Below are 1,136 nucleotides of genomic sequence, written 5' to 3'. Positions count from 1 at the left end.
AAAAGCTGACTACCAGCTCGTTGTGCCCATCGACCGTTTCAATGTTGAGCTTGTTCTCGTCCATCTTCTTCCTCAGTAATCGGTTCGATAAATTCAATGGAGTCCATGCTTACATGACTGATAATGGCTTTCAGGCCGCAGCAGTCGCATGGTTCAAAGGTCAGTTCTGATCCCTTGGGAGACTGATGCGTGACCGTTGCCACAGCCCCTAGAGGGATCAACCCCCAGCCGTTTTTTAGTACCCGAGTAGTTCTGACCAGCCGACCTTTGTACTCTCGTTTCAGTTTCGGATGCGGCACTACCGCATATCGCTTACTCATTTCGGTCCCCTTGTACCAAAGGCTCGACAACCAGCTCTTGAGCTTCGTCCCAGTCGGACACCTTTGCATCACCAAACGCAAAGGCAATTCGCATAGCCACTGTCGGCCTGCCTATTTTCATCAAGTAAGCCGCAGCACCGGCACACATCGACTCTTGTCCCGAAGGTGCATAGTTACCCTCTTCATCCCATTCACCACCTGACTTTGAGTGCACGGTCTTGTGGCAATGAAACGTCGTCATGTCGTTTTCAACGATGTCGTTGATGATGCCTTCTAATCGCCCAGGGGCCAGCTCGATAGCGCCCTCCTTCCGGAATGGACAGTTGGCGCAAGGTTTCTTCAAACGGAGATGATTTGCTTGCTTTGGCATACATATCACTTTTACAGTATCATTTTATGATTCTATGATATAGCCATATTCCGTGTAGTCAATATCTCACTAACAATTACTTTCTATCGGACGCTTACGCGCCCATTTTGGGCAGATAGACAAGTTATTTGGGCGTTTGGAGTGTGCGAGGTGGACAGCGGGGAGACTTTCACATGTGAAAGTTTTGTTTCTTGGTATCGTTTTATTGTCCCTTGATATTATTTTATGATGCTGTAATGATCCTAAATAAGGGCCGCATCGTACTTCGACCTTCGTTGCAGCCCTTACAACACAATCAAGCAATTAAGGAGCTTTGTTATGCTGCAAGGCAATACTAACACGAATAATCGCATCCCGCTCGCGGCGTTCATGAAATGGCCGCTGGCGAAACGTCAGGACTTCAGCGACCGGGCAATGTCCGGTTGCCCCGACTTTATCAAGACGTC

The 1,136-nt window shown here is 48.5% G+C and carries 2 protein-coding genes; both read right to left on the bottom strand.

Annotated features, from left to right (window positions below; genetic code table 11):
• Positions 1-38: 38 nt before the first annotated feature.
• On the bottom strand, positions 39-320 hold the full coding sequence (locus R7F67_RS24660; protein ID WP_000044823.1) for a hypothetical protein: 282 nt from the start codon (positions 318-320) through the stop codon (positions 39-41).
• Entirely contained in the window at positions 313-690 is a 378-nt protein-coding gene (locus R7F67_RS24655; protein ID WP_001125904.1) for a hypothetical protein, read from the bottom strand. Before R7F67_RS24655 ends, R7F67_RS24660 begins: the two co-directional genes overlap by 8 nt.
• Positions 691-1,136: the final 446 nt, after the last annotated feature.

It is taken from the genome of Vibrio sp. YT-17 (assembly GCF_033337375.1).
GTDB lineage: Bacteria > Pseudomonadota > Gammaproteobacteria > Enterobacterales > Vibrionaceae > Vibrio > Vibrio alginolyticus.
This window is presented reverse-complemented; position numbering and strand designations above follow the sequence as displayed.

Bases quoted from the DNA above. Each gene is read 5' to 3' on its own strand.
- R7F67_RS24660 (WP_000044823.1), bottom strand. From the start codon at position 320: ATGAGTAAGCGATATGCGGTAGTGCCGCATCCGAAACTGAAACGAGAG.
- R7F67_RS24655 (WP_001125904.1), bottom strand. From the start codon at position 690: ATGCCAAAGCAAGCAAATCATCTCCGTTTGAAGAAACCTTGCGCCAAC.